Source organism: Leptospira johnsonii, assembly GCF_003112675.1.
In the GTDB taxonomy this organism is placed as follows: domain Bacteria; phylum Spirochaetota; class Leptospiria; order Leptospirales; family Leptospiraceae; genus Leptospira_B; species Leptospira_B johnsonii.
Window position 1 is genome coordinate 1,003,951 of sequence record NZ_BFAY01000011.1, and the last position, 20,579, is coordinate 1,024,529.

Genomic DNA, 20,579 nt, shown 5'->3' on the forward strand with positions numbered 1-20,579 from the left:
CGTACCTGGAAGGCATAAGGAAAGAAAAAATATGCGGATCTGTACTTATTAAAAGGAATTAAAAATTAATCGGAGCCCAAGCTAGTAATGGCTTCGGCCAGATCTATTTTACCTTCGTATAAAGCTTTTCCAGTAATTACACCATACATTGGAACAGAAGTCCCCAATGCGGATAATGCCATGATATCTTTCAGAGAAGAAATACCACCGGATGCGATTACTTGAAAATTATATCGGCTTAAAATTTCCTTATATGCGTTAAGATTTGGACCCGCCAAGGTTCCGTCTTGGGCAATATCCGTGAAAATAATATTACAGATCCCTGCTTGTTGCATTTTTTCGAGAAGGTCCATATACTTCACACCTGAGTCTACTTCCCAACCGGCAATTTTGACGATTCCGTCTCTCGCATCCACTGCCACAACGATCCGATCTTCTCCATACTTTTTCAAAGCGAAATCCAGAAGTTCCGGATTGTTAACGGCTGCAGTTCCGAGGATAAAACGATCAATGCCTATGGAATCGTAATATTCTAGCTTCTCCTTATCTCTGATCCCACCACCTAGTTGGATCTTTAAATTAGAAGATTTACGAATTTTTGAAATAGCTTCCGTATTGATCCCGATCTGGTTTCTTGCACCATTAAGGTCCACAAGATGCAAAAGGGTAGCACCGTTTCTTTCGAAACCTTCTGCAAGTTTCCAAGGCTCTGTGGAGTAGATTGTTTTTTCTTCGTAGTTACCTTTGAATAATCTGACAGCGCAATTATCCAACAAATCAATGGCTGGAATTAAAATCATAAGGATAGAATAAAGTTCTCCAGAATCTTTAGACCGAAGGAATAGGATTTCTCGGGATGGAATTGTGTTCCGAAAACGTTTCCTTTTTCAACCACTGCGGGAAACTTCTCCCCATAATAATCGCAGAAGCCAGTGATCGCGGAACTCTCCACTCCAACGGGACGGTAGGAGTGTATAAAATAGGCGAAGGATTCGTCTTCTAAATTTTTCAATAAATTGCTTTTGGAAGGATTTCTTTTATATAATTTATTCCAGCCGATATGAGGGACCTTGTAGTTCTTACCCTTAAATTTGCGGATCTTACCTTTTATATAAGCCAATCCTGGGACGGTTTGGTTCATATTTCCGGAAACAACCTCGTCAGAGTCTTCGAATAAAATTTGAAAGCCGATACAGATCCCAAACAAAGGTTTTTCAGCTTTCACATGCTCGTCCACGAAAGTCCTTAAACCGGATTCGTTCAGATTTCTCATGGCTTTATCAAAATGACCGTCGCCTGGAAGAATGATCGCATCTGCCTCTTTCAAGACGGACGGTTCCTTAGTATAAGAAAAATCTTTAGTGAAGAGTGAAATAGCTTTTAAGCAGGAGTGAATATTCCCCATTCCATAATCAAGAACGGCTATCATTCCAAAACACCTTTGGTAGAAGGAATTGTTCCGCCAGCAGCAGGGTCGATCTCGATTGCCATTCTCAACGCCTTACCGAAAGCTTTAAAAATAGATTCATGGATATGATGACGATTTTCTCCATAATGAACGTGAACGTGAAGATTCATCTTCGCATTCAGAGCAAACTTCTGTAGGAATTCCAACGAAAGCTCAGCATCGTAAATTCCAAATTTGCCCACAAGTTCCGGACCGGTGTATTTATAAAAATATCTACCGCCCAGATCCACTGCAACAGTGGTAAGAACTTCGTCCATGGGAAGAGTATAATGACCGTACCGTCTGATCCCAGCCTTGTCTCCCAACTGCTTGTGAAGAGTCGCGCCAAGAAGAATGGCAGTGTCCTCAACACTATGATGACAGTCGATTTCTATGTCGCCTCGCAACCAAAGATCAATATCAAGAAGACCGTGTTTGGAAACGTGGGAAAGCATATGCTCGAAGAACGGAATTTGAGTATCGAATTTATAATTTCCTGTACCCCGAATATTGAGGGAGAGTTTGATGTCCGTCTCCGAAGTTTTACGTTCTTCTTTCATTCTATCCTTACCCTACTTTCCCTTTAATTATCGTGTCAATGAATTCCAAAAATAAGCTGACGGAAAGTCCCCAGGACCAAAATTATCCTTAGGGATAGAAATCCCTCCAACCACTAGCCGAAGTGGCGGAATTGGTAGACGCACTGGTTTCAGGTACCAGCGGGTAACACCGTGGGGGTTCGAGTCCCTTCTTCGGCAAAATCAAGTAATACAAAAAATTTTAGACTCGAACGGTCGAACTGGTAAGCGAAAATAGCGACCCATAGGGAGCGTACATTTTCGCGACCGAAGCACAGGATGTGCTGAGGCCAGTGAGACACGCCGCAGAACTAAGTTTTGCAGGATGCGAAACTGTGAAGCGGGCGAGTCCCTTCTTCGGCAAAATCATCCTCTTCTTTCCGAAAACCAAAAGTAAAACGCAGGGACCACGAACCTACTTAGTACTGTTGCGGCAATCTCTCCAAAAATTAAAGACACAGCCAAACCTTGGAAAATCGGATCAAATAGCATAACAGAAGATCCGACGATCACTGCTGCTGCGGTCAAAAACATCGGACGAAAACGAACCACTCCCGCATCCAATACCGCTCTTTTCAGATCCTTACCTGCCTCAATCTCAGCCTGAATAAAATCTACCAAGATAATCGAGTTTCTCACTATGATCCCGGCTCCCGCAATAAACCCAATCATCGATGTCGCTGTAAAATAGGCCCCGGAAATCAAATGCCCTGGAATGATACCGATGAGTGAGATCGGTATAGGCGCCATAATAATGATCGGAAGTTTATAATTCTGAAACCATCCGAGTACTAAAACGTATATCAAGATCATTACGACCGCAAATGCACCTCCTAGATCTCGGAAAACCTCATACGTTATGAACCATTCCCCATCCCATTTTGCTACCGGTTGTCTTGTGTTCCAAGGCACCTCGGAAGTATAGATCGGGTATTGGATCTTAGGACTCAAAGAAAGAATTCCATAAACCGGTGCTTCTTCCTTTCCAGAAAATTCCGCAGTCACATATTCTAAAGGTTTTAGATTTTTGCGATGAAGCACTTTTGAGGAATTTCTTTCTCCTTCTCCTACTAAATTTTTTGGAGAAACAGAGCCTGAATATTGAGAAGATAGATCCCAGCTAGAAAATGGAGAAGAAGAAGATCTAAATTCGTTCGGAACGGACAAATCTATCGAGATATCTTCCGGATGTTCCGACTCGGATAAGATGAATACAGGAGTTTCTCCGAAAAATAGTCCGGCATTTCTTGCAAGTATGGAAGAAGGAATTCCCACAAGACCTCCTTTATCAAATTTAAAAGGATACCTGATTTTTGGTCTTATTTCGGAAAGACTGGAATCTAGGTCGACTATTCCCTCTTGGCTTTTAGCGATTGAATGGATCTCTTGAGCCACTCGGATCCTTTCTTTTTCAGTAGGTCCATATATCTCGATCACTAAAGTAGAAAGTACCGGAGGTCCTGGTGGAATTTCCAGCACCTTGCTAAGCACAGAGTTTTCCTTATTATATTTTCCTAAAATGGGCCGAATGGATTCGATGATCTCATGGCTTTTTTTGTTTCTTGAGCCCTTATCCTTCAAAACGATATGAAGATCCGATTTCCATTCTTCTCTTCTCAAAAACGTATGTTTTACCATTCCAGAAAAAGAGAAAGGCGCCGGTTCGCCTGCAAAAATTTGGACCTTCTCCACATTCTCTTCTTTAAGAATAGTTTTCGCAAGTTCAGAACTTAATTCTACGGTTTTAGAAAGAGGTGTTCTTGGATCAAAATCCAATATGATCTGGAATTCATCCTTATCATCGAAAGGCAACATCTTCACTTTTACGGCTTTAAATGCGACCAAAGAAACCGAAATTGCAAAGAGTGCAAGGATCAGAAGGATCATTTTTATCAGGTTCGCTTTGGATTCTAAAAGCCAACCTGCAATCTTGAGGTAGATTGCATCTAAACGGGAAATTTTTGGTGCAGTATTTGTCCCGGTATGCTCTTTCAAAATTTTTAAACTAATCCAAGGAATAACTGAAAAAGCGACAAATAAAGAAAGAAGCATTGCAAGGCTGGCCCCAACAGGGATCGGCTTCATATAAGGTCCCATCAATCCACGCACGAATGCCATAGGTAATATCGCAGCGATCACTGTGAATGTAGCCAGTATCGTTGGATTTCCTACTTCGGAAACCGCATCTAAAATGGACCTGATCTTTCCTTTATTTCCCGGAAACGCCAGATGTCTTTCTATGTTCTCGACAACTACTATTGCGTCGTCTACGAGTATCCCTATCGAGAAAATAAGCGCAAACAAAGTCACACGATTAAGAGTGTAATCGAGAAAATAATATATTGCTAATGTAAGCGCTAAAGTAACCGGAATCGCTACGAATACCACGAAAGATGCACGAATTCCCATCCAGAGAGCGATCAAAACAGAAACTGAAATAGTCGCAATCAAGAGGTGTTCGATCAGTTCCTTAGATTTTATTCCTGCGGTCAGACCGTAATCTCGGATCACATTGAGTTTTATTCCGCTCGGAAGATCCTTTCTAAATTCGTCCGCGCGTTCTCGGATGATCTGTGCTAGCTCTTCAACGTTAGTGCCTTTTCTTTTTGAAAATACGATCGTGACAGCGTTCTCTCCGATCTCCGGATTTTCTTTTTGAAAAAAGAAGGACTGTTTTGTTCTTTCTTGCGGACCCTCGATTACTTGCGCTATATCCCCAAGTTTAACGACTCTTCCCCAACTTTGTTTGATAGGGATCTTTCGCAGATCATCGGTATTTCGGATGGAAGAACCTATCTCTATATCGTAGACATTCTTAGTGCTCCAATTTTTTCCGGCCGGGAAATCCGATGAATTCGCCTGAAGACTTTCGGCCAGTTGGATAAAATCGACACCGAACTCTTTCATCCTTTGCGGGTTAGCGATTACACGGACCGATTTCTTTCTTCCTCCTAATAATTCCACTTTGGAAAGATCAGGGGTAGAAGAGAGTTCTCTTGCCAATGGAGAAACTAAACTGCGAAGAGAATAATCGTCAGTATCGATGGAACTGAAAGTGAGCGCTAAGAAAGGAACGTCATCTATTGTATAAGAATTTACTGTTGGATCTGAAGTATTCGGAGGAAGTTGATCTCTGATCTCTAGAATTTTATGATGGATCTTTACTAAAGAAGGTTCTAAAGGTTCGCCCACCTTAAATCGCACAGTAATTAAGGAGTAATGATCTTTGGTTGCCGAATAAACATATTCAACTCCTTCTAATCCCCAGACGGATCTTTCCACGGGTTCCGTAATTTTTCTCTCCATTTCCTTTGCGGAATATTGAGGAGAATAAAAGGAAATATCCACCATGGGTACGGAGATCTGAGGTTCTTCCTCTTTTGGAGTCAGATACACGGAGAGGATCCCAGTGAAGATACTAACCACCGCAAATATCGGGGTCAATTTGGAGCGGATAAATTTTCCCGCCAGTATTCCGGCGAATCCTTCGACTTGTTCTTGGTTATTATTTTCCTTCATTGTTTTCCTCTGAATAAAGGATGAGCTGCGCTCTCGTTTTTAAATATTCCAAGTCCAGAAATTCCTTTCGGGACAATGCATCTGAAGTCCTGGAAAAACTTTCAGCTAAAGTAGAAGCTGGAATATTTCCTCTCTTGAATAATGTTTGGGAAAGAAGAAGTTGTTCGTACTGGATCCGGTAGGATTGCTCAGAATCTTTTCGATTTTCCGAAAGTACCTTTTCTTTTTCTAAAAGGATCTTAAACTCCGAGTTCTCCTTTAATCTTGCTTCTTTTGCTTTTGTCTCCGCAGCATTTGCTTGGATCATTGCTTCTTTTTTGGAACCAATATCCGTCGGATTCAGAAGATTCATTTGAAGAAAAACTCCTGCATTATATGAATTTGCAAAGTTCCTATCTCCATTATATCCATAGGCTTCTGCATAAACTCCCACCTTAGGTAGAAATTTAGAATTCTCCATCGTAACTTTTTGTTTGGAGATGTTTGAATAAGATTCCAAAATTTTCGAGATCGCTGTATGCCTTTCAGATTCGGATGATGGTAAAGGCAAAACTTCTTGATAAAAACGCGAAGAAGAAACTTCAGAAGGTCGAAGATCCTCCAAAACTCCTCCCGACAATATTCTGATCGATTCTAGAGATTCTTTTCGATATAATTCCTTCTCTTTTATCTCGGAAGAAACCCTAAGTTGAACGGATCTTAATGCGAGAGAGCCTGAATGGCCGATTGGATTTCCAATAGTATCCAATCTATACGAGTTTACAAATACGTCCAATTGACGAAGTATTTTTTCTCTTTCCTTGACCCCGTCGGAAAAGACCAAAGAGGAATGGAAGGCAACGGCTGTTTGTATATATAAAGTTTTCTTAAAATATTCAGATTCAAGAATAAAAGATTGAAGTTCTTTATCCTTGATCTCCTTAAATGCCTTTCCGGATCCACCTTCATATACGGAAAACTCCAGACCCAAGGTTCCTCGTGAGTATGTATTGGAACCTGGATGGTTTAATGTATCTTTCGCGAAAATATTTACCGAGTTCGGATTTATATTTTGGTAAAGTTGATTATTGGAATCCAAAAAATTAGAAAGATTGGATCGATTGCTCGCGGTCGAAAAATCGGATTGTGTTGCGGATCTTTGTCCCAGCTTTCCCGTAAAATTTAAGATAGGATCGTTCGTTTGATAAGTACGAACATCCGTATACAGTTTTGGGAACCAATGCAAACCCGCTCTAGAGCTTGCGGATTTCGCTGCTTCTATCTCCAAACTTTTTGTATGTAATGAAGGAGAATTCCCAGACACCTTTTCCCAGACCGAGAAAAAATCCATATTAGCGTCTGAAGCTTTGACAGAAAGGGGTATCGTGATCAATACCCCAACGAGTATCAAGGATAGAGCGGATTTAGATCGCATTGGACTTACCTATCTGATCCGCATTTTTTTGGAATGCCCAATCGAGTAAGAATAAACGCCATAGGACAAAAACCCACCAAGGAAAAGAGCATCATATTGATCCCAACCAATAGATTCAAAACGAGTCCCCAAGGACTAAGAAAGTTCGCTATCAATAACCCGATCAAAGAAACCGACCCTGCAATCAGGAATAGCACCCTTTCCAAATACCAACTTTGAGTGTTTGTAGTGTCCATATAATATACCCCCCTAGGTATGTAATAATTCCACATACCCATGGGGGTATATTATGGGTCAACAAAATAATAAGGGTAAAATAAATTTAAGCGTTCGAAAAGTTTCCGAACGTTTTTGAGAGATATAGGGATTTAAAGGAGGTATTTATAGAGAGAAGGCGGCTTTAATCGCTTTTTTGAGGTTTTTTTGGATAGAAGCGGAAGGTTTTTTTTCTGAAAAACATCTATCCATATACTCCTGAACATAAGCTTCTCCGAATTTTTTAAGAGCCTGGCTGGAAGCTTTGAGTAGAATTAAAGTCTTTTCGCAATCTTCGTCCTTATTGTGTAGACTCTTTTCGAGCGCATCCAACTGGCCTTTGATCCTATGCAGTCTATGAGTTAGTTGTTTTCTTATTTCATCTAATTCCATACCGTATACCCTGTATGGTATGCATGAGTGTCAAGGATTTTCCTAAAACTCTATATCTAATTCACACTTCTTCCAATAAAAAAGAATGGATTATACGTTCTATGATTGGATCTTTTATTTGAGATGAAATCCGTTTTTAGTCTTTGTTCTATACTCTTAATTTCCTGTGTAGGTTCGGCCCAAAGAATGCAAAAGGTTTATACGGATCATCCTGACATAAACAAGGCATGCCTGCAGTTCCTTTCTTCTGAAAAATCCGATCCAGGCGGAAATGAAAGAATCATGCTAGATACTCTCTATAAAATATCTGAACAAGATATCCGGGAAAACTATCTTACCGGCCAAATCGTATATGTTCCGGAAGCTGGAGAAGGAAAGCATTTCCATCTAACTAAAGATGGAAAACTCGAATATTATAGGATCAAATACGAGACTCTGAGCGCGAAAGAAGGAACGGAATTTTTTTGCGCAGAAAGATACCGTTTGGACTTGGAAAAAAAATTTCAGGCAACTTCTGCAAAGCTGAAAACGAACCCATTGGATCTGAAAGCAAGGCAAGAGCTCGAAACAAATTTAGACTCTTATCTGAAATTTGCAAACTCAGTACATGGCAAGTCTCAAATTGTAAGAAACTTTCTATTCTTCTCTCTTGGAAAATATATGAAAGGAGACCAAGGTATCCCTGTCTCTCCATGTGAATTTACTCAAAAAATATTGAATCCAATTACGATCGCAACTTCCGGATTAACAGATGCGGATTCTAAACTAGCTTGGGCTGCCAATATCCAAATTTTTACGGCTTACGAATTGGGATTTACTATGGCAGGGTACTGCAAGTAATCGCCCGACTAACTTAGTTTATCTGTTTGAGAAATGCGATATAGAAGTTCATAGATCGGTAGTACGAATTGTTTTATCTCGAACGCCTCTGATTCTTCTTGACCTCACAGAATTCGGTGCAATAATCTTTGCCCGACATTTCATGCGGAGAAGTTTATGCGTTCCACAATGATGGACTATCCATTGGTTTTACCTTCCATTCTAAAAAGAGCGAAAGAGGTTCACCCTCATAAAGAAATCGTAACTAAGTGGCATGATAATTCCATCCAGAGACTGACCTACGGAGAATTTTACAAAAGAACGATCCGTTTGATGAGTGCATTACGAAAAGCAGGCGTGAAACCTGGAGAAGCAATCGCCACATTTTGTTTAAATCATTCCGTTCACTTGGAATTATATTTTGCGATCCCTAGTATTCGAGCAGTTCATCACACGATCAATATTAGATTATTTCCAGAACAGCTTACATATATCATCAACGAGGCTAAGGACAAATTTATCTTCGTAGATAAATCTTTAGCTTCCGCGATCGAAAAGAATCTGAGCCAGATTCATGATGTACAAAAGTTTATTATCATAGACGATAAAGAGAATATTCCCTTTCCGAATCTTCCTAATTCAATCTCCTACGAAGACTTTTTGAAAACAGGAGACGATGTAGAAAATTTCGAAGCAATAGACGAGTTCGAGGCTGCTGGCATCTGTTATACTTCCGGAACAACTGGAAATCCTAAAGGAGTAGTTTATTCTCACAGATCTACTTATTTACATTCCATGTCTATATGTATGGGAGATGCATTATGTATAAAGGAATCTGAAACTGTTCTTCCTGTAGTTCCAATGTTCCATGTAAATTCTTGGGGAATACCTTTCGCCTCTGTAATGACCGGATGCAAGTTAGTCTTTCCTGGCAAACATCTTTTGGGAGCAGCACTCGCGGAATTATTGGAATCGGAAGAAGTCACATTAACTGCAGGAGTACCTACGGTTTGGAATGTACTCTACCAGCACTTAAAGAAAACGAAATATAACCTCAAACTTCATACTATGGTGGTAGGCGGTTCTGCCGCCCCCCGAGGCCTGATCGAGGGTTTCGAAAAAGATTTTGGGATCTCTATTCTTCATGCTTGGGGAATGACCGAAACTTCCCCCGTTGGAACCGTTTCTCATCTTCGCGGTTTTATGAAAAATTTCGATGATAATAAAAGATATTCTTATAGAGCCAAACAAGGCGTACCTGTTCCAGGTGTAGAGATTCGGGCAATCGACGATAACGGTAAAGATGTTCCTAAAGATGGAAAAACTCCAGGTGAACTTTTAGTACGCGGGCCTTGGATTGCTGCTTCTTATAAAAGTGGAGAAGCACCCGAATCTTTTACCTCCGATGGGTGGTTCCGTACTGGAGACGTAGTCGTTCTAGATGAATTCGGTTACATGCAGATCACAGATCGCAAAAAGGATCTGATCAAGACCAGAGGAGAATGGATCTCTTCCGTTGATATGGAAAATCTAGTCATGGCAGATCCGGATGTTTTAGAAGCTGCAGTTATCGGAAGAAAAGATCCTGTCAGAGACGAGGCTCCGGTTGTCTTTGTGGTCCCTGTAGATGGTAAAGAAGTGGATCCAAAAGGAATCCATGATCGACTTAAAGAACATTTTGCACACTGGCAATTACCGAAGTTAGATGATATTCGGTCGGTTTCTGCGATCCCAAAAACAAGTGTGGGTAAGTTCGATAAGAAAATTCTAAGAAAACAATTAGAAGAATAGACCTCTAGTATTCGCATCCAATTTTAGGAGAGTGAGCAAATCTAACGGCACTTTAATCCTAATACTTGGGGCATTAACTGCAATTGCACCTTTTTCGATCGATATGTACCTTCCAGGTATGAATGATATCGCAAAGGATCTTGGGGCTCCAATCTCAGATGTGCAACTAACGTTAACTAGTTTCTTTTTCGGAATTTCTTTCGGACAATTATTTTACGGGCCGATCGTAGATCGTTTTGGCCGTAAAGTTCCTTTGCTTGTAGGTCTGGCTTTATATATCATAAGTTCATTGGCCTGTGGATTTTCGAATTCTGTGAATGCATTAATATTTTTCCGATTTCTTCAATCTTTAGGTGCGTGTGCAGGAATGGTGATCCCAAGGGCAGTCGTTAGGGACGTGTTCTCTCCTCATGAAGGAGCCAAAGTTTTTTCTCAGATCATTTTAGTGATGGGGATTGCTCCGATATTGGCACCCACTGTGGGGGGACTTCTTCTTCAATTTGCTAGTTGGAACTGGATCTTTTTTACTCTGACTGGAATCTCTTCTTTAATGCTCTTTGGTTCAGTATTGACCTTCCAAGACAGCAAAGGAGGAGATTCTTCTATTTCTCTTAAGATAGCTCCAGTGATCAGAGAATATATCGAAGTATTTTCCGATCCGATCTTTAAAACCTACGTACTTAGTTCCGGATTTTCCGCTGCCGTGATGTTTGCGTATATAGCTGGTTCTCCATTTGTGTTTATGGTTTTGAACGGCTTGTCCCAAACCGAGTACAGTTATCTTTTTGGATTTAACGCTTTCGGTTTGATCCTTTCTAGTCAGATCAATCGACTCCTTCTCAAAAAATTCGAAGCAGCCATCATCGTGAAATACGTTGGCTACTCTTATCTGATACTCTGTTCTTTGCTCGTGATTTTTGAGATCCTGGGTTTAGGATTTGTTCCTATGCTTATTTTGATCTTTTTCTTGGTAAGTGCATTCGGACTTATCGTTCCAAACGCTTCTGCTCTTGCAATGGCACCCTTCTCTAAGAATGCAGGAAGTGCATCCGCTTTAATGGGTGCTTTACAGATGGTATTCGGTGCAGTTTCTACGGCGGCAGTCAGCATCCTTCACGACGGAAGTGCTTATCCAATGATCACAGTGATGTCCATGTCAGGTGTTATGTCTTTGACTTGTCTATTCTTCTTAGGAAAAACTCACAACAGAATTAAGGAATCTTAATATTCTTACCTGATAGATTTAAGAGAATGAAGGAAGGACCCGAAAATTCGGGTCTTATCCAATGTACTGTTTTTTATTTAATTGCGGGTATATCTTAGCTCGCTAAGCAGCACCACTTTTGGGGAATGTGGCTCTAGCAAACTATCCGCATAAGAATCCAACAACTTTCCTAATCTATTTATTTGAGGAAAGTCCCGCCCGGAAATCAGGGAGTTTGGAACTTGGTCCAAGACCTCAGTATTGGGTCGGGTATTCAAGGCTGCCCTCCGAATTAAGATAAGGCGAAGAATTGAACCTTCTCCGAACTATGTCAAGCCTATTGGACATAATTCGGGAAGATTTTGGAAACTGCGTAAATCCCTCTGTTTAGGCAATTCTAAGCGAAGAAGGACGACAGGCCCTTTACGATTGAGGCCTACTCCTCGGAGCTAATGCCCAATTTTGATTCGATAGCTTTTATTCTTCTGGCCCATTTTTGGAAATTAACCACGTTTTTGATATTCACTCTTAGTTTTTGGAATTCAGGAAAAGTCAGTCCGTAATCCCAACCCACATAAATATCCGGTTTGGAAAGAGTGTTTCTGACAGAAGTCCCTCCACCCACGATAGTTCCGCTTGCGATGCTAAGGTGATCTGCAATACCACATCCACCGCCGATGGTACAATTATCTCCTATCGTAGTGGAACCTGCAACACCTGTATAACCAGCAATTACTACATTTTTTCCTAATACACAATTATGGCCAATATGCACAAGGTTATCGAATTTACACCCGTCGCCTATGATAGTATTTTCCAAACCACCTCTGTCAATCGCGCTATTGGAACCCATTTCCACATCGTCTCCCACGATCACTGTTCCAACCTGAGGGATCTTGTTGTGTTTACCGTTTGCAAATACGAATCTAAATCCGTCTCCACCTATGGTACAATTTCCGAAAGATCTGAATCTTTTTCCAATGATGACTCCGTGGTGGATCACGTTATTCGGTCCTACATGAGAACCTTCTCCGATTTTTGCTCCTCTTCCGATACGGACTCCATCTTCTAAGACAGAGTTATCTCCAATCTCGGCATCTTCTCCTACGGATGCAAAATTTCCTATATAACAATTTTTACCGATCTTTGCTTTAGGATGAACGAATGCATTCGGTTCTACTTTGTTTTCAAAGACATGAGGAGGATAGATCAGATCCAAAACCTGAGCAAGGATCAGATCCGGTTTATCTACAACCAAACAAGGTACTTCTAATTCTTTTGCGAACTCGGAAGTAGTCAGTACGATACTAGAGGCGGTCTTCTTTGCATCGTTTAACATTTTCTTATTTGCGAGAAAACTAATGCTGTTCGTAACTCCCGGGTTTACCGGAGAAACAGATTCCACCTGAACTTTTTTGGGGTCCGCGCAATTTTCTATTTTTGCTCCGGAAATTTTGGAAGCCAGTTCTTCCAAGGTATATCTAGCCATTAAGACCCTCTTTTCTAGACTTTTAGTATCTGCCAACGTATCCGTGGATCGAATTCGGATCTATCCCAAATTTCAGGATGAATTACTCGCATAGGCCGATGAATATCTAAGACTAGGACTTATCTAAGGATTAGAGATAAAGAAGACATAATAAGGAAGAATCACCCTTCTTCCTTTATAAATATCCCGTTTGACGAATTAGCTTCCGAAAAAATTCTGTAATACATTAGAAATCGACATCAGGATCCAGCCCGCCCATGAAGCCCGTTAGAGAGCCGCAAATCAATATATTCAAAAAGTCAAACCCGCTGAAAGCAAAGGTTATAAGCAATGTTTGTCTTACACCAGAGCCTGGAAAAGGTAAAAGACCTAAAAAAGAAGGCGAGTCCTTAATTCATAGAATCACTCTAGCCATCGATCATAGTCAGTATCCTTATTTGATCGGACAATCCGGTGGAATCATTCCTCCAGGAGAAGATCCTGAAAAAAAAGCAAAGGGACTCGCAGACGCGGCTTATACAGTACGTTTGTATTCCATCGCTTCTCCTAGTTACTCTTTCGGAATGAAAGAAGATACGATCGAATTCATTATCAAAAGGGATAATGTTTACGATGCGGACGGAAACGTTCAGTTCAAAGGAGTTTGCTCCAACTATGTTTGCGATCTGAAGGAAGGCGACGAAGTAGTAATGACCGGACCTTCCGGAAAAAAATTCCTTCTTCCGAATACCGACTTTTCCGGAGACATCATGTTCCTAGCAACTGGAACAGGTATCGCTCCTTTCGTCGGAATGAGCGAAGAACTTCTCGAACATAAACTTATCAACTTCACAGGTAATGTCACTCTGGTATACGGAGCGCCTTATTCCGATGAGTTAGTCTTGATGGATTATCTAAAAGGATTAGAGCAGAAGTTCCCTAATTTCAAATTAGTTACCGCTATCTCCAGAGAGGAAAATAATCCTTTCGACGGCGGAAGAATGTATATCTCTCACAGAGTTAGAATGTTAGAAGCGGAAGTGAAAAAAGTTCTCTCTTCAGGAGGACGTTTCTATATCTGCGGAGGTCCGAAAGGAATGGAAAAAGGGGTGATCGAAGAGATCCAAAAGATCGACGGAAACTCCGGAACTTACGAAGAATATAAACATCATCTGGAAGGCGCCCACCAACTGTTCGTGGAAACCTACTGATCGATTTTCTAAATTTTTTCTAAGTAAAAGGCTCCCACGGGAGCCTTTTTTATTTGGAAAACGACTGGAAATCCAAAACCGGGAATTTAGTCTTTTGCCGTCAGGAAGGGAAAACTATGAGTGTAGTCCGAGATATCGATAAAGGCAAAGGCGAGATCATCCGAGTTGAAATTTCAGAATTTAAAGGAAATAAATATCTGAACCTAAGAGTTTGGTACACAGACAGCGAAGGTGAATACAAACCTACCCAAAAAGGTATCGCGATCCCGGTTGGATTATACTCCGAAGTAAAGGACGCAATATTAGCGGCGGAAAGCTTATTAAGCTAAACCGCCTTACTTTCTATCCAGGCCTTCAATAAACTTTGAGCCTCTTCTTCCGTTTCGGAAGCGCGGATATGGGATTCCAATCGAGTGATCGAGAATACTTTTTTTACGGAAGATCTTAGATTACTTACGATCAATTCTCCGCCTCTTTTTCTGAGCCAACCTGCGACCTGTATCAACATACCGATCGCGGAAGAATCTATATAAGAAGATTTGGCCAGATTGAATACGATGTATCTGTAACCTTCTTTCATCTTTTCTTGAATGGCGGTTTTGATCTCAGGACATCTATAAAGATCTATATCTTCATTCGTACGATATGCAAAGATCTGATCGTGGTATTCCACTCCATCGTCCGGAAAGTTTTCCATAGCTCCGTACTGAAGCTCGGAAGCGGATGCCACCAAATGTTTCGCAGCAGTAGGAGAATTTTCCAAGATCCTATTTTTTAAAGAACTTACTCTAAAGCCGAGAGTTTGCAGAACTTCAGGAGCTAATTCTTCCTTTTCGTTAATATCTTTGATCAGATCGTTTAAGAGTGCGATGGACTCGTCTGTATAACCTTCTTTCAGAAGTGTTCCGGCCTTTCTCAAACCCTTTCCGGTTTTGGCGATAGTAGCTTCTACCACTACGTCCGCGTCTTCCTTGGCAGAGTCGTCATTCCAATCCAAGGGAATATCTATCGTTTTTTGTTCGAGTTTAGCACCATCTGTCAACTCGTAATAACTTGCAGAAATATTAATATTCGGAGGAGTATCTTTTTTGGTTGGACGAAGTTGGACTACTAGGCTTTTTACATCATCGGCTCTCATGTCTCCGACTTCCAACACTAATGTCTTGGTACGTCCTGTCTCTTCAGGATCAGGTTCTTGGTAAGAAGAAACTTCTGAAACTAGATCCAAATAATCGATTCCTTTCGGAAAATCTATTTTCAGTTCTATAGATTGAGCGTATAAGGTCCCTATATCTCCAAACTCTTTGAAAAATATATCGCCGGTCTCTTCTGGAGTTTCCACATAGTAGAAATTTCCTCCTCCAGATTCTGCTATCTCTTTTAAAAGTATTTCGTTAAAGTCGTTACCGAAACCGATAACAGTTGTGCTGATCCCTTTTTTATATGCATCAGCTGCAATTTGGATCAACTGCACTGGATCCTTAATACCTAATGTTGGATTTCCATCGGTAAGGAGTATAACCCTTTTATAACCGTCTGCGATCGGATGTAATTCCAATGTCCTAAGCACATGAAGCCATCCACCACTTAGATTGGTAGAAGTACCCACCTGAATAGAATTCAATCTATGAATGACTGAATTTTTTTCGGCCAGAGGAACTAGAGGCTGGATTACCTGTACGTCTTCTGCATAGGCAACTGCTGTTAAAAAATCACGACGGGTCAACCAATTGACCAAGGAAGAAGAAGCCTGGATCACAGAATCCATCTTACTTCCTTTCATGGACCAACTTCTGTCCAGGGCCAGGCCTAAAACTAGAGGTTGCCTTTGCGCGGATGCAGGTCCCGTAGGAGAATTTAAACGTACAAGTAGAGTGTTGGACTTTGCGGAAGAACCGGCCGGTCTCATCAATTTGGCCGAAAGAATCATGCGCTTGAAAAAACCATTTACATACGCTAAGAGCAAGAAGAATTTAAAAGAGAAACGGAAATAGAAACCGAAAATGAGCCAAGAAATTACGGAGCTATTACTTACGGTTTTTTTAGACCGATTTGCGGAAATTCGGACTCAAAAATCCGATGAGATCCCGAGTTTCACACAAATTTACAAAAACGGAAATCTTATCTGCGAAGCTTTCAACTCAGTGGAAATTTCGGAAGATTCTTCCTTACATAGTGAAGTTCTCGCTATTTCCGAAGCAAAACGGATCTGTAAGGAAAGATATCTCACTGATTGTATCCTCATTACCACACTAGAGCCTTGCTTGATGTGCGGAGGTTCTATTCTTCTTTCTAGAATCCCTAAAGTAGCATATCTGGTCCCTGCAAAATTAGGAGAAGGAATTTCTTCCCTTCCTTTAGAAACCATTTATAGCAGAAATTTCTTTCCAGAACTCGTACTAATTAAGTCAGAAACGACCACAGAGTTATTCAAAACTTTCTTCAAAGATAAGAGAAATTAGGCGGACTTTTAGGCTTTTCCTCCTTTCTTGTCTCAGGCTATCTGGTAAAATTACAATCCTATGGCCGGAAATCACGAAGTTCTCTCCCGCAAATATCGCCCTCAAAGATTCCAAGATGTAATTCATCAGAATCTTGCAATCGGCGCATTACAAAACGCGGTTAAATCCGGCAAGATAGGTCACGCATATATTTTTTTCGGCCCTCGAGGTGTAGGAAAAACTACAATCGCTAGGATTTTTGCAAAAAGGCTTAACTGTCAAAATCCAGTAGATAATGAACCATGTAATCAGTGTGATTCTTGCCAAGAGATCACTAAAGGGATTTCTGGAGATGTTCTAGAGATAGATGCCGCGAGTAACCGAGGTATCGAGAATATCAGAGAACTCAGAGATAACGTAAAGTTCACTCCGATGGGTGGTAAATACAAGGTGTACATCATAGATGAGGTGCACATGCTTACCGATCAATCCTTCAACGCACTTTTAAAAACTTTGGAAGAGCCTCCAGCTCATGTGGTTTTCGTTCTGGCTACCACCGAGTATCATAAAATCCCGGAGACCATTCTATCCCGTTGCCAAGACTTCATCTTTAAAAAAGTCCCTTTATCTGTTCTCCAAGATTATGCGGAGAGTTTATGTAAGGAAGAAAAAACAAAATACGATTCGGAAGGATTGTTTTGGGTAGCAAAGAAGGGTGACGGTTCTGTTAGAGATATGCTTTCCTTTATGGAGCAGGCTCTTGTATTCACTGACAATCGACTCATAGGATTAGAGATCCGAAAAATGATCGGTTACCATGGGATCGATTTCTTAGCCGATTTTATCAAAAGTTTGGTCGATTCCGAAAATTCTTCCAAGTCATTACAGATCATAGAGAACTTATACCAAGAAGGTCAGGACATATTCAAATTCCTGTGGGATTCAATAGAGTTCACTCATACACTATGTTTATTAAAAGACTCCGCTGCGGATTCCGAATCAGTAAACTATCCAAGAGAAGATCTGATCAAGATGAGAAAGGACTTCGAATCTGTAGATCCGATCGCATTGAATAAACTTTCTTTCCGACTTTTTGAGTTATTCGAAAAAGTTAAAACTCTTCGTTTGAGAAATTCTTTTGAGATCAAAATTTTCATAGAGATACAGATCAAAAAACTCGCAGAAGATCTTGCAAAACCGAGCCTTGCAGGACTCGTAGATCGGATCAATCATCTCATACTGATGATCCAAGACCAGGATTCCAATTCCCCGGCCTCTACATTCGAGCTTCCTAAAAAGCAAGCTCCGCCGCAGCAGGCAAAAGAAATACAAACTCCTGCCCCGACTCCGGCTCCTGTTGTGTCTAATGAGAAGAAAGAAATCCCTCAAGGACAAAAATCAAGTCCGCTTTCTTCCCTTGAAGATATGGCCAAAGATGTTTCTTCCGAAGATGCAGAATGGGAAAAATCTTTCAAAAACGAATTTTTAGGAACGGATGTAGATCCTTCCAAGGTGCCCAAGCTGGGACTCTAGGGTAAAAGCCATGTTTGAAAATCTAAAAAATGCATCCGAAATTTTTTCCAAGATGGGAGAAATGCGCGGCAAAATGGAAGAGATCAAAAAGAGGATCTCCAACCTAAGAGTCATGGGTGACGCGGGCGCCGGAATGGTCCAAGTAACTTCTACCGGTGATGGATTGATTGTGGATGTAAAGATCAATCGCGCATTATTCGATTCTGAAGATAACAAAATGTTAGAAGATCTGGTAATGGCAGCGACCAACGACGCCATCCAAAAAGCAAAACAAGCCGCAGAATACGAATTAAAATCGATCACAGGCGGCTTAGATCTTTCCGAAATTTCCAAATTATTCGGCGGTAACCTTGGCTGAGCATTTAATTGAAGGAATGGTAAATGCACTTTCTTCTCTTCCTGGTATAGGAAGAAAAAGTGCCTATCGTATCAGTTTTCATTTATTAAGACAGGACCCCGCGGTTTTTAACGGATTCATCCAAAGTTTGTCAGAAGTAAAAGGTAGAATCCGTTTCTGTTCTCGTTGCGGTTCTTATTCTGAAGAGGAGATCTGCGATCTTTGTCTCTCCGAAAAAAGAGACGGTCATACCGTTTGCGTTGTAGAACAACCGGAAGATGTATTCTTTATAGAGAACACAGGTGAATTCAAAGGAAGATATCATGTCCTCAACGGTGTCATTTCTCCCTTGGAAGGAGTTGGACCACAAGATCTACGCATCAGAGAACTTTTAAATAGAATAGAACCGGAAAACCTAAAAGAAGTTTTAGTTGCAACCAACCCTACATTAGAAGGGGATGCGACAGCGGATTATTTAAATCATCAATTAAAGAATTTTAATATATCTGTTACTAGGATCGCTTATGGGATCACAGTGGGCGGTTCCATAGAACTTGCAGACCAATACACTTTAGGGAGAGCAATCCGCTCTCGACTCAAACTTTAGAATCTGTGCTCTGCCGTTACGAACAATTCTCTCAAGATTGTTCCTTGGGTTGTATCCAAATACGCCTTTAATCCATTGCCCGCTATAAAATAGCCGGAACGTAAAAGTATCTGCATATCTCGAAATGCACTCCATCTTAGGTTCAGGTTATATTCCTGGCCGAAGTATGATGAGGTATGATAGAAGTTTTCCTCATTGTAAAACCTATTATTATCTATAAGAGGAGACTTGGTCCCGTACAATCTGTAATAACCTAAAGTTAAAACCAAAGGACCAGATACGACTATATCGGTAAAAATTCCATACTCATACAAACCGCTCATGTCTCTACCGGAGAATAACGCATAACCTCCCGTGAAGTCGTTAGCAATGTTAGAAAGTGAATATCCTGGGAACAAAGTTCTATATCCATTCCCGTGTAAGTTGGATCTGGTCCCATCTTTCTCATAACCTGGCCGTCCTGTAGAACCAGAAATCATCGAGGTAATACTTACGGATTCATTATAGCGATAAGATAATTGCGTATCGAAGAATCCACCTTTGATATTGTATCGATCGTACTTTTGTTGGATCTCATTACCATCGGCATCTCTATATGGATTCAAAGACTTTACGGTTCCATGATTGTAGATCCCATGGATAGTCCATGTAAAATCGGAAAAATTGAATTCGTTGAATAGACCATGCCAGAATAGTTGATTTGCATCACTGGTCCTGGAAACCAACCCATATACACCGCTTACGTCTTGAACATCTCTTAGATTATCGTCCAAGTAAAAGCTGTACAATTCATGCTTAGCATTATTGAAGAAGCTAGTCTTGATCTTATAAAAATAAACGTTGGAACCCTGATAATTTTTATCAGCGAACGTATTCTTATCTAAGTCGGTGAGATTGTTCTGTTTAGCTACGAACCAACCGCCCTCTATCGTAGTATTCCAATCCCTGATGTCCTTGGTTAAATTCACTCCAGTTCCCGGAACGAACACGACTCTACCTTGTGCGGACGTGAAAAGTTGAAGACCAACCCTTGCAGTAAAACTTTTCTCGGGTAACTTGAAGTTAAGATATAAAAAGTTAGTTTGCATGTTCACTGCAGAGCTGAAGGTAGCTTCTCCACCTTGTCCAGGCCCTATGCTAGAACTCTGATTAACTCCTCTTCCCCCGAAGATAATATCCCCTATCTGAACGCCCACTAATGCTTCGAAATATTTCGAAGTGGAGAAGTTCATATTCAAAGTCATCCTAGTATCGTAATAAGTCGTGTCTTCCTTTTGCGGAGTGAGAGTACTTGGATTCCCTTTCTCCCTAGCGGCTAACTCATTTTGATATTTGGTGAGAGTGTCTTTATTGTATTGTTGTAAGAAATCAGAACGATTATAAGGAGTTACCGGAGTTTGTCTGGAAGTGTAAATATCTCTTCCCAAATTGAAACCACGCACCCGATAGTTTCCTTGGAAATCTATTTTTGTTTTTTCCTCCACTTCCTGGGCAGAGATAGAAATGCCTGCAAGAACAAAGATAACGAGGGCAAGAATTCTGATCTTTTGAATCGGAGAGTC

At 40.8% G+C, this 20,579-nt stretch carries 19 protein-coding genes and 1 tRNA gene; 10 read left to right on the plus strand and 10 right to left on the minus strand.

The features are described 5' to 3' along the window. Positions 1 to 65: 65 nt before the first annotated feature. The 3 genes from hisA to hisB are packed head-to-tail and all read right to left on the minus strand — an operon-like array spanning position 66 to position 2,007. Positions 66 to 800 (minus strand): 1-(5-phosphoribosyl)-5-[(5-phosphoribosylamino)methylideneamino]imidazole-4-carboxamide isomerase, encoded by a 735-nt coding sequence (gene hisA, locus LPTSP_RS13560; protein ID WP_108929241.1) that lies wholly within the window; start codon positions 798 to 800, stop codon positions 66 to 68. Then, positions 797 to 1,429: an imidazole glycerol phosphate synthase subunit HisH gene (gene hisH / locus LPTSP_RS13565; protein ID WP_108929242.1), complete on the minus strand. Its 633-nt coding sequence runs from the start codon at positions 1,427 to 1,429 to the stop codon at positions 797 to 799. Before hisH ends, hisA begins: the two co-directional genes overlap by 4 nt. Beyond that, entirely contained in the window at positions 1,426 to 2,007 is a 582-nt protein-coding gene (gene hisB / locus LPTSP_RS13570; RefSeq protein ID WP_108929243.1) for an imidazoleglycerol-phosphate dehydratase HisB, read from the minus strand. Before hisB ends, hisH begins: the two co-directional genes overlap by 4 nt. Positions 2,008 to 2,123: 116 nt before the next feature. Between hisB and LPTSP_RS13575 the strand changes: the two genes are divergently transcribed. After that, positions 2,124 to 2,205 (plus strand) — tRNA-Leu (locus LPTSP_RS13575). Positions 2,206 to 2,391: 186 nt separating this feature from the next. On the opposite strand, the gene LPTSP_RS13580 is transcribed toward LPTSP_RS13575, so the two are convergent. The 4 genes from LPTSP_RS13580 to LPTSP_RS13595 form a co-directional block, all read right to left on the minus strand. After that, positions 2,392 to 5,544 carry an efflux RND transporter permease subunit gene (locus tag LPTSP_RS13580; RefSeq protein ID WP_108929244.1) on the minus strand — a complete coding sequence of 1,051 codons (3,153 nt, stop codon included), beginning with the start codon at positions 5,542 to 5,544 and terminating at the stop codon, positions 2,392 to 2,394. After that, positions 5,531 to 6,958 carry a TolC family protein gene (locus LPTSP_RS13585; RefSeq protein WP_108929245.1) on the minus strand — a complete coding sequence of 476 codons (1,428 nt, stop codon included), beginning with the start codon at positions 6,956 to 6,958 and terminating at the stop codon, positions 5,531 to 5,533. Before LPTSP_RS13585 ends, LPTSP_RS13580 begins: the two co-directional genes overlap by 14 nt. 5 nt (positions 6,959 to 6,963) lie before the next feature. Then, positions 6,964 to 7,194 (minus strand): YgaP family membrane protein, encoded by a 231-nt coding sequence (locus tag LPTSP_RS13590; protein WP_108929246.1) that lies wholly within the window; start codon positions 7,192 to 7,194, stop codon positions 6,964 to 6,966. A 145-nt stretch (positions 7,195 to 7,339) separates the two neighbouring features. Next, complete coding sequence (locus tag LPTSP_RS13595) at positions 7,340 to 7,606, minus strand: metal-sensitive transcriptional regulator (protein ID WP_108929247.1); 267 nt, start codon at positions 7,604 to 7,606, stop codon at positions 7,340 to 7,342. Positions 7,607 to 7,729: 123 nt separating this feature from the next. Between LPTSP_RS13595 and LPTSP_RS13600 the strand changes: the two genes are divergently transcribed. The 3 genes from LPTSP_RS13600 (at position 7,730) to LPTSP_RS13610 (ending at position 11,441) form a co-directional block, all read left to right on the plus strand. Continuing rightward, positions 7,730 to 8,446 (plus strand): hypothetical protein, encoded by a 717-nt coding sequence (locus tag LPTSP_RS13600; protein WP_245915574.1) that lies wholly within the window; start codon positions 7,730 to 7,732, stop codon positions 8,444 to 8,446. Between the two features lie 156 nt (positions 8,447 to 8,602). Then, positions 8,603 to 10,216 (plus strand): long-chain fatty acid--CoA ligase, encoded by a 1,614-nt coding sequence (locus tag LPTSP_RS13605; RefSeq protein WP_108929248.1) that lies wholly within the window; start codon positions 8,603 to 8,605, stop codon positions 10,214 to 10,216. Between the two features lie 31 nt (positions 10,217 to 10,247). Then, positions 10,248 to 11,441, plus strand: coding sequence for a multidrug effflux MFS transporter (locus LPTSP_RS13610; RefSeq protein WP_282432937.1), 1,194 nt, complete (start codon positions 10,248 to 10,250; stop codon positions 11,439 to 11,441). A 415-nt stretch (positions 11,442 to 11,856) separates the two neighbouring features. Here LPTSP_RS13610 and lpxD read toward each other — a convergent pair whose 3' ends face one another. Further along, positions 11,857 to 12,909, minus strand: a complete 1,053-nt coding sequence (gene lpxD / locus LPTSP_RS13615) for a UDP-3-O-(3-hydroxymyristoyl)glucosamine N-acyltransferase (protein ID WP_108929249.1) — start codon at positions 12,907 to 12,909, stop codon at positions 11,857 to 11,859. A 257-nt stretch (positions 12,910 to 13,166) separates the two neighbouring features. On the opposite strand from lpxD, the gene LPTSP_RS13620 reads away from it, so the two are divergent. Next, positions 13,167 to 14,099, plus strand: coding sequence for a ferredoxin reductase domain-containing protein (locus tag LPTSP_RS13620; RefSeq protein WP_108929250.1), 933 nt, complete (start codon positions 13,167 to 13,169; stop codon positions 14,097 to 14,099). Between the two features lie 116 nt (positions 14,100 to 14,215). After that, the gene (locus LPTSP_RS13625) at positions 14,216 to 14,428 is read left to right on the plus strand and encodes a transcriptional coactivator p15/PC4 family protein (RefSeq protein WP_135586465.1); all 213 of its coding nucleotides are present in this window, start codon (positions 14,216 to 14,218) and stop codon (positions 14,426 to 14,428) included. On the opposite strand, the gene LPTSP_RS13630 is transcribed toward LPTSP_RS13625, so the two are convergent. Continuing rightward, positions 14,425 to 16,029 carry an anti-sigma factor antagonist gene (locus LPTSP_RS13630; protein ID WP_108929252.1) on the minus strand — a complete coding sequence of 535 codons (1,605 nt, stop codon included), beginning with the start codon at positions 16,027 to 16,029 and terminating at the stop codon, positions 14,425 to 14,427. The genes LPTSP_RS13625 and LPTSP_RS13630 overlap by 4 nt on opposite strands. Before the next feature lie 73 nt (positions 16,030 to 16,102). Here LPTSP_RS13630 and LPTSP_RS13635 point away from each other — a divergent pair, with 73 nt between their 5' ends. The 4 genes from LPTSP_RS13635 to recR are packed head-to-tail and all read left to right on the plus strand — an operon-like array spanning position 16,103 to position 19,017. Then, a complete protein-coding gene (locus LPTSP_RS13635; RefSeq protein ID WP_108929253.1) occupies positions 16,103 to 16,561 on the plus strand; it encodes a nucleoside deaminase in 459 nt (152 codons plus the stop codon). 60 nt (positions 16,562 to 16,621) lie between these two features. Next, complete coding sequence (gene dnaX / locus LPTSP_RS13640) at positions 16,622 to 18,073, plus strand: DNA polymerase III subunit gamma/tau (RefSeq protein WP_108929254.1); 1,452 nt, start codon at positions 16,622 to 16,624, stop codon at positions 18,071 to 18,073. Positions 18,074 to 18,083: 10 nt separating this feature from the next. Then, positions 18,084 to 18,431, plus strand: coding sequence for a YbaB/EbfC family nucleoid-associated protein (locus LPTSP_RS13645; protein WP_108929255.1), 348 nt, complete (start codon positions 18,084 to 18,086; stop codon positions 18,429 to 18,431). Beyond that, on the plus strand, positions 18,424 to 19,017 hold the full coding sequence (gene recR / locus LPTSP_RS13650; RefSeq protein WP_108929256.1) for a recombination mediator RecR: 594 nt from the start codon (positions 18,424 to 18,426) through the stop codon (positions 19,015 to 19,017). The genes LPTSP_RS13645 and recR overlap by 8 nt, the downstream gene beginning before the upstream one ends. On the opposite strand, the gene LPTSP_RS13655 is transcribed toward recR, so the two are convergent. After that, entirely contained in the window at positions 19,014 to 20,561 is a 1,548-nt protein-coding gene (locus LPTSP_RS13655) for a hypothetical protein (RefSeq protein WP_439957023.1), read from the minus strand. The genes recR and LPTSP_RS13655 overlap by 4 nt on opposite strands. Positions 20,562 to 20,579 lie beyond the last annotated feature (18 nt).